Here is a 7,464-nt window from a genome sequence, read left to right on the forward strand (position 1 = left end):
TTGTAGGAGCGAGGACGCTCGGGATGGAGTCACAGCCCACGCAGGGTGTCAGGTGCCCAACGTTATCGTTGACGACCATCGCGAGCGTGCTCGCTCCTACAGGAATGCATCAATCAATATCCGTATTTCCTGCCATCCTTGAATTCGATGTCGGACAGTATCGTGACCTGGTCGTCGACATTATAAAGATTCGCGTTTTTAACCAGATCGGAACTTGGAACCGCTTCAGGCTTTGCACTCTTGTCCTGCGCAGCCTGCATCTTGTCGCGAATCAGCACGATTTCTTCATACGTCATCTTCGGCACCTGCTTTGGGTCAGTACCCGCATGAGCACCGTAAATCGCCGTGTCCTTATTGATAACCTTCAACGTTGCCGACACCGAATCCACATAATCCTTCATGTTGCCCACAAACAGCGATGACGGATAAAGATGATCGCCCGACAACAGCACATTGTTCTTCTCATCATAAAGCGCCACTTCATCCTGCGTGTGCCCAGGCGTGCCGAGCAGCTTCAGTTCGACACCGCCCAGATCAATCACGTCATTGGGTTTGACCAGCCGTGAAACCTTGAACGGTTCGAGAACGAATTTATCGAAATTACCCAGATAAACCGGTTCCGGCACGTGATAGAGCCCGTCCTTCTGCTTGAATTGACGGGTAAATTCGGTGTCGAGCAAATAGATACTGTCGAAGTTGTGCAGGCCGCCAATGTGGTCAAAGTGCAAATGCGACGGCAGAACTGATACGGGTTTTTGGGTAATCGACTTGACGACTTTGGTGATGTCCTCCTTTTGATTGGCCCCGGCGTCCAGCATCAAGGCTTTGTCGTTGCCGACAATCAGGTAGGAATAGTTGGCCTGGTAATAAGTCGGTTCACCAATGGCGTAGAGATTGTCGCTTAGTTTGTGCACGACAAAGGCAGAGTTCTCTTTTGGCGTGTCTTCTGCACTGGCATTGAAAGTAAACGCCGCCATCAGAGTCAGAGCAAAGGCCAGTTTTTTATTATTGGTTTTCATGGGTGAAACTTCCTCGTGGTGGAGCCCTCAGTCAAACCAATGCGCCGGTGTTAATCAATCGAGAAATATTGAGGTTTTTATATTTAGAAAATCTAAACAGTTGCTTATGGGGTCCCGTCAAACATGCCGTTGACGAGGTTCAAGGGATCAGTTATTACCTGCCAGACCATCAATACCAGGCCGTTACCGATGAGCTTACCGCCCCTCCACAGTTTCAAGGTTTTCGAGAGCGTTGCGCGGCTGGGCAATATCAGTGCGGCGGCGGATGAACTGCATGTCACCGCCGGGGCCGTGAGCCAGCAGTTGAAAACCCTGCAAGCCAGCCTGGGGGTGGAACTGTTGGTCAAGCAGGGGCGGCAATTGGTGCTGACCGACAGTGGAAGGGTCCTGCAAAAGCATGTGGCCAGCGCCATCAGGGAAATTGGCGGGGCGGTGTCGGTCCTTCGAAGCGCAAACATCAAACCCGATGAAGTGAAGCACCTGACCCTGTCCATTCCGGGCAGTTATGGGCTCAGCTGGCTGACGACACGCCTGTTCAGGTTCATGGATGAAAACCGCTACATCAAACTCAAGGTCATCACTGAAAGCGGCTTCGGAGTCATCGACTGGCGTAGAGCGGACCTCGCCGTGTCTTACGGAACGCCTCCGGAGTCGGGTTACTGGTGGCGCCTTCTGCACGGCATCCGCCTGACGCCGGTGTGCAGTCCCCAGCTTCTGCGTGGAGGCCGGGCACTGCGTTACGTCAGCGACCTTGCCCATCATCGCTTGCTGCACGAGGACGACGGGCGACAATGGCGGCGCTGGCTCACTGAAGCCGGTGGTCAGGACCGCGAATACACCGATGTTCATTTCGAAGACTTCGGCATGGTGCTGGAAGCGGCGAAAGACGGTTTTGGCGTCGCCCTGAGTGATGAGGTGGTATCGGCCCGGGACCTTGACGACGGCCGGCTGGTCCAGCCTTTTACCCTGAGCGTGCCGGCGCTGCACAACTACTACTGCGTCTGCAGCGAAAGCACCAGGAGCCGGCCTGAAGTCCTTGAGTTGATCGAATGGCTTGCCGGCAGTCCCGGTTAACCGGCATCGATCGAAATCGAGATGCGTTGGGTGAGTTCCTTGAGCAGCTGAGTGTTGAGCTTGAAGGCTTGCCAGAACAACTCGATATCCAGGGTCTGGTCCGGGGCGAGTTCTACCAGGCGGCCACTGGCGCAGTCTTCGCGGATCAGTTTTTCCGGCGCCATGCACCAGCCCAGCCCCATGATTGCCGCGTCGATCAGGCTGCGAGAGCTGGGTATGTAATGCACGGGCATCTGGAATGTCTGGCCGAACAGCTGTCGGCAGAAGCGATCGGTCATGGTGTCCTGGCGATCGAAAAGGATGGTCGGGGCGCGTTCCAGACCCTGCTCATCGAAGCCCTGGGCAAAGTACTCCTGCTGAAACTCCCGGGTCGCCACGGCCTTGTAGCGCATGGCCCCGATCGCCTTGATGACGCAGCCCCTGACCGGTTTTGGATCGGTGGTGATGGCGGCAATGGCGGTGCCGTCGCGCAGCAATTGATTGGTGTGTTCGTGATCGCCCATCCGCAAATCCAGCGAGACGTCATGGGCCCTGATCACGGGAAGAATGGCCGCGAGAAACCAGGTCGAGAGTGAGTCATCGTTCAGGGCAATGGTGAGACGGGCATTGACCGCACTGTTGGCCTCGCTCAACTCCTGCCGGGTATCCATCTGCAGCATCCGCACCTGTTGCGCCAGGCGCAGGACGACTTCGCCGGCGGAGGTGACCTGGGTCGGCAACAGTCGCTTGACCAGCAATGTCCCGACACTTTCCTCCAGCTGCTTGATCCGATGGGACACGGCGCCCGGCGTGACATGCAGCACGCGGGCGGCCGCCTCGAAGCTCTCTTCCTCGATTACCGCCAGAAATGTCATCAAATCGCGAGTGTCGAGCATGTTGCCTCTGATTTAGTTTTTTTAAAGACAGGCTAATTTATTTAGCTGGAGGATACTCGCGCGATTCCGTCTACTCAATGTGCCTGGACCACACGCCACGGCTTCAACAGGAGTATTCGAATCATGACCATGCACACCACCCACGCGCCGGTTCGTCCTTTTCTGAACTGGCCTGTCGCAACGAACCCGCGGACCCAGCCGACCCAAGTGGCGTTGCTGGGGCTGCCCCACAGCGAACCTTATCCCGGCAACCCGCACCCCAACGATCAGGCTCGCGCGCCGGATGCCATCCGCTGGCAATCGGGCCAGTTCTGCGATGGCCAGGCGCATTGGGATTTCGACCTGGGCGCAGAACTGTCCAGCCTGCTGCCGGCCCACTGCGTCGACTACGGCAACATGCCCTGGACCCACGGCAGCTACGACGAACACGCCGGTCAGGTGACCGAGCTGCTGGCCGGCCTCTGGGGCGATGGCGCTCAGGTGTTCATTCTCGGCGGCGATCATGGAGTCACGATTCCGGCGTTGGATGCCCTGGCCGTCCTGCAAACCCCCGTTCACATCCTGCACATCGATGCCCATCTGGATTGGCGCGCCGAGGTCAATGGCGTGCGCCGCGGATACAGCAGTCCATTGCGCTGGGCCAGCGAAAAGCCATGGATTTCGGGGATGACGCAGATCGGAATGCGCGGAACGGGCAGCGCCCGGCGCGAAGAGTTTGCCGCGGCGCAGGAATACGGATCGCGGATCTTTACTGCAGAGCAGCTTCACGCCGCTGGAATCGGGCCGGTGCTGGAGACCATCCCCAAAGGCGCGGCCGTCTACATCACCGTCGACGCTGATGGCCTGGACCCTTCCGGCATGCCTGGCGTTCTGGCGCCTTCGCCGGGTGGCTTGCGGTTCGATCAGATCGCACCGCTGCTGCGGGCCGTGTCGCGCGATTGCAAGGTGGTGGGGATGGATGTCGTGGAAGTGGCGCCGGGTTTCGATGCCAGCAACGCCATCACCTGCATTACCGCCGGCAGAATGATCCTGAATGTGCTGGGTGCTTCATGGGGGGAGGGCGGCGCCTACAACCTTTGCAAGTGAGACCGCGATTCGACGCGTCTGGATGTTCATCCATTCACTGATCCTAATAAAAACAGGTAACTCAATCATGAGCATGATCAAGTTGGTCGGCCTCTTCGCGCTCGCCCTGACTTCGACACTGGCAGTCTCGGAAGAGCAAAAAACCGTGCGCATCGGCATTGAACCGAGCTATCCACCGTTCTCCTACAAAACAACCGACGGCGGCACTGCCGGTTTCGACTACGACATGGGCAATGCCCTCTGCGCAGAAATGAAGGTCAAATGCGTGTGGGTGGATCAGGAGTTCGACGGGCTTATTCCGTCGCTTAAAGTCAGGAAGATCGATGCCATTCTTTCTTCTATGTTGATTACATCCGAGCGCCTCAAATCCGTGGACTTCACCCAGCAGTACTATCGGAGCATGCCGGCCAAGCTGGTCATGAAGTCCGGCGTTGCCATCAACGATCCGCTGGTCGACCTCAAAGGCAAAAAAGTCGGGGTCCAGCAAGGGACCACAAACGACCGCTTCGCCTCCGATGTCTTTGCGCCAAATGGCATAGAAGTCGTGCGCTACGGATCGCAGGGTCAACTGTTCCTCGATCTGGTGGCCGGCCGCCTGGACGCGGGCCTGGCCGATATCGTCAACGTTTATGAAGCCTTCCTCAACACCGACGCGGGCAAGGGCTATACCGTGGTCGGACCTGACTACGATGACCCGAAATACTTTGGCGAAGGCAATGGTATCGCGGTGCGCAAGGGCGATAAGGCCATGCTGGAACAGTTCAATTCAGCGATCGCCGCGGTTAACGCCAATGGCACTTGCAAGCGCTTGCAGGAGAAGTATTTCAAGTTCGAGGTGTGTGGAAATTAGTCCGCAGGCGGCCTGATTTTTTGGGATGTATGCGATCCAATTGTGGGAGCTGTGGTGGCCATAAATCCGAGGTTCGAAAATCTGTAGGAGCGAGCTTGCTCGCGATGGTCGTCAACGAAGACGTTGGGCACCTGACACCCTGCGTCGTCCCTCCGTCCATCGCGAGCAAGCTCGCTCCTACAATGGTTTACGTGGCGCTGCTGTCACCGATGGTGAAGGCCGGTCCTTCAACGTGATAGACCGTCGGCTCTTCTGCAAAAAAATCCTGCAGACCCATCATGAACACCCGATGATCCTCACTCGCTTCGAAACCCGGCGTGTGATCCTCGAGTGATTCCCATCGCACGATCAGATTGAATTGCCCGGGCGTTTCAATGCCCTGCGCAAGCAAATGCCCGCGGTAACCCTTGGCACGGACGAGCAATGGCGCGACCTCGGCAAAAGCCTGTTTGAACCCCTCGATATGCTGGTTGTGAACGGGCAGTAGAGCGATTTCGTAAATCATGGCGTTTTCTCCAGGTCAGTTAAGTGCTTGTTGAGCAGAGGGCACGACGGCAATCGCGATTTTCCCTTGCAGGCCATTGTTGGGACTTTCCAGGTGGGCATGGGCGAGGGGAATGTCGGCAAGGGAGTAGACGGCACCCACGTGCGGCCGCAGCTGGCCGCGCTCTATCAGAGTGCTCAGTTCATCGAGCTTGCCGCGGTTCTGTCTGGTGAACACGAAGTGGTAACTCGCGTTCTTGCCCCAGGCCTGGACGAGGTTTTGCGGCTGGGCAATGTCGACGATGCTGACCACTCGACCCAGTTGCGCGAGGGCGTCGGGGCTGCGCGAGAGCGTGTTGCCGCCGATGGTGTCGAACACGACATCGACGCCGCGCCCGTCGGTTTCCCGCATGACGGCGTCGACGTAATCCTCCTTTTCGTAGTCGATGATCACATCGGCGCCCATGCGTCGTGCGAACTCGGCGTTCGCTTCGCGCACGGTCGTGAAGACTCGGGCGCCCATGGCTTTCGCCACCTGGATCGCCACATGACCGACGCCACCCGCGCCGCCGTGCACCAGAATGCTTTCTCCCACCCTGAGCACCGCACGCACCGTCAGGGCTTCCCACACCGTTCCGCCAACCAGGCTCAGGCTGGCCGCCTCGAGATGGCTCAGAGAAGCAGGCTTCTTCGCGACAATGCGCTGGTCAGCAACGTGGTACTCGGCATAACTGCCCGGACCTTCGAATATTTGCGGGGTGTACCAGACTTCGTCTCCCGGTGCGAAGGCCGTCACGCCCGGGCCGACGGCTTCGACGACGCCAGAGACGTCGTGGCCGGTAATGGCGGGGAGGGGCACCAGGTCGGGATAGTCACCACGTCGGACCTGATAATCCAGCGGATTGATGGAGGTTGCGTGTACTCGCACAAGAACTTGTCCGGCGTGCGGCACGGGTTTGGCTACGTCGCGCAGCTCGAACGATTCCGGGCCGCCGAATGAGTTGAGGATCATCGCTTTCATTGAGTAGTCTCGCTTCGGTAAAAAGGGATATCGGGAATTATCGATGTATTGAGGTGGAAAATTACGGTGGTTTTTATGTCATTGGTGTCATTGAAGAACCTCGCTTCGTTAAAAAGGGATATCGGGAAATGCCGATGTATTGATGTGAAGAAAAATTAAAGCTCCTTCCCGATGAGCTCGGCCAGGGCGCTGATGGCTGCTTCATTGCGCTTGTAGTAGGTCCACTGCCCGATGCGCCTGACTTCCACCAGGCCTGCTCGTTGCAGCGTCGCCAGATAATCGGACACCGTGGACTGCGACAGTCCGACGCCTTCCTGAATACTGCTGACACACACGCCCACCGTGAGAACGTCCCCTTCATCCTGTGGAGGGAAGTTTTTCGCGGGATCCTTCAAGCCTTTGAGGATTTCAAGGCGAGTTCGGTTCGAGAGGGCTTTGAATACGTCGAGCATTTCCATGGCGCGACGATATCGGAATTTACCGATATGTCAATGTGTTTCTGCTGGTACCAGGTTTTTGGGGTGACGGTTTCGACTCACCGATTGGCAGGACAAGGGTCGTTCGGAGGAGGGCGGACACGAAAAAGCCCGGCTGATCAGACCGGGCTTTTTGCGGGTGTTGCGGTGAGGCGAAGAGCTTAGGCGATGGTGTTGCCTTTCAGGCGGTCGGAGCCATCGGCTGCAACGGTGTTGCCTTTCAGGCGGTCGGAGCCATCGGCGGCGACGGTGTTACCGTGCAGGCGGTCGGAACCATCGGCTGCTACGGTGTTGCCGTGCAGGCGGTCAGAGCCATCAGCGGCGACAGTGTTGCCTTTCAGGCGGTCAGAGCCATCGGCTGCAACGGTGTTTCCTTTCAGGCGGTCGGAGCCATCGGCGGCGACGGTGTTGCCTTTCAGGCGGTCAGAGCCATCGGCAGCGACAGTGTTGCCTTTCAGACGATCCGAACCGTCAGCAGCAACCTCGTTACCTTTCAAACGATCCGAACCATCAGCAGCTACTGCATTACGTTTTTCCAGCAGGCGATCAGCGCCACCTTCGGCAACACGATTCTGTTGCA

Annotated in this window: 9 protein-coding genes; 3 read left to right on the forward strand and 6 right to left on the reverse strand. The window is 57.7% G+C overall.

Annotated elements, in window-relative coordinates:
* Positions 1-113: 113 nt before the first annotated feature.
* The gene (locus ACW9JE_RS26645) at positions 114-1,019 is read right to left on the reverse strand and encodes an MBL fold metallo-hydrolase (protein ID WP_457434451.1); all 906 of its coding nucleotides are present in this window, start codon (positions 1,017-1,019) and stop codon (positions 114-116) included.
* Between the two features lie 189 nt (positions 1,020-1,208).
* Here ACW9JE_RS26645 and ACW9JE_RS26650 point away from each other — a divergent pair, with 189 nt between their 5' ends.
* The gene (locus tag ACW9JE_RS26650; protein ID WP_457434452.1) at positions 1,209-2,093 is read left to right on the forward strand and encodes a LysR substrate-binding domain-containing protein; all 885 of its coding nucleotides are present in this window, start codon (positions 1,209-1,211) and stop codon (positions 2,091-2,093) included.
* Here ACW9JE_RS26650 and ACW9JE_RS26655 read toward each other — a convergent pair.
* Complete coding sequence (locus tag ACW9JE_RS26655; protein WP_457434453.1) at positions 2,090-2,968, reverse strand: LysR family transcriptional regulator ArgP; 879 nt, start codon at positions 2,966-2,968, stop codon at positions 2,090-2,092. The two genes, ACW9JE_RS26650 and ACW9JE_RS26655, sit on opposite strands and share 4 nt — an antisense overlap.
* A gap of 123 nt (positions 2,969-3,091) precedes the next feature.
* Here ACW9JE_RS26655 and ACW9JE_RS26660 point away from each other — a divergent pair, with 123 nt between their 5' ends.
* Positions 3,092-4,054 carry an arginase family protein gene (locus ACW9JE_RS26660; RefSeq protein ID WP_457434454.1) on the forward strand — a complete coding sequence of 321 codons (963 nt, stop codon included), beginning with the start codon at positions 3,092-3,094 and terminating at the stop codon, positions 4,052-4,054.
* A 67-nt stretch (positions 4,055-4,121) separates the two neighbouring features.
* Positions 4,122-4,904, forward strand: coding sequence for an ABC transporter substrate-binding protein (locus tag ACW9JE_RS26665; protein ID WP_224533008.1), 783 nt, complete (start codon positions 4,122-4,124; stop codon positions 4,902-4,904).
* 187 nt (positions 4,905-5,091) lie between these two features.
* Here ACW9JE_RS26665 and ACW9JE_RS26670 read toward each other — a convergent pair whose 3' ends face one another.
* The 4 genes from ACW9JE_RS26670 to ACW9JE_RS26685 all read right to left on the reverse strand — a co-directional run.
* Entirely contained in the window at positions 5,092-5,409 is a 318-nt protein-coding gene (locus ACW9JE_RS26670) for an antibiotic biosynthesis monooxygenase family protein (protein WP_224533007.1), read from the reverse strand.
* A gap of 15 nt (positions 5,410-5,424) precedes the next feature.
* Positions 5,425-6,408, reverse strand: a complete 984-nt coding sequence (locus tag ACW9JE_RS26675; protein ID WP_224533006.1) for a zinc-dependent alcohol dehydrogenase family protein — start codon at positions 6,406-6,408, stop codon at positions 5,425-5,427.
* Between the two features lie 155 nt (positions 6,409-6,563).
* Complete coding sequence (locus ACW9JE_RS26680; protein WP_175380466.1) at positions 6,564-6,866, reverse strand: ArsR/SmtB family transcription factor; 303 nt, start codon at positions 6,864-6,866, stop codon at positions 6,564-6,566.
* A 179-nt stretch (positions 6,867-7,045) separates the two neighbouring features.
* Positions 7,046-7,464 (reverse strand): hypothetical protein (locus ACW9JE_RS26685; RefSeq protein ID WP_457434455.1); only part of this gene is annotated, 419 nt, incomplete at its 5' end.

It is taken from the genome of Pseudomonas sp. SDO55104_S430 (assembly GCF_054070595.1).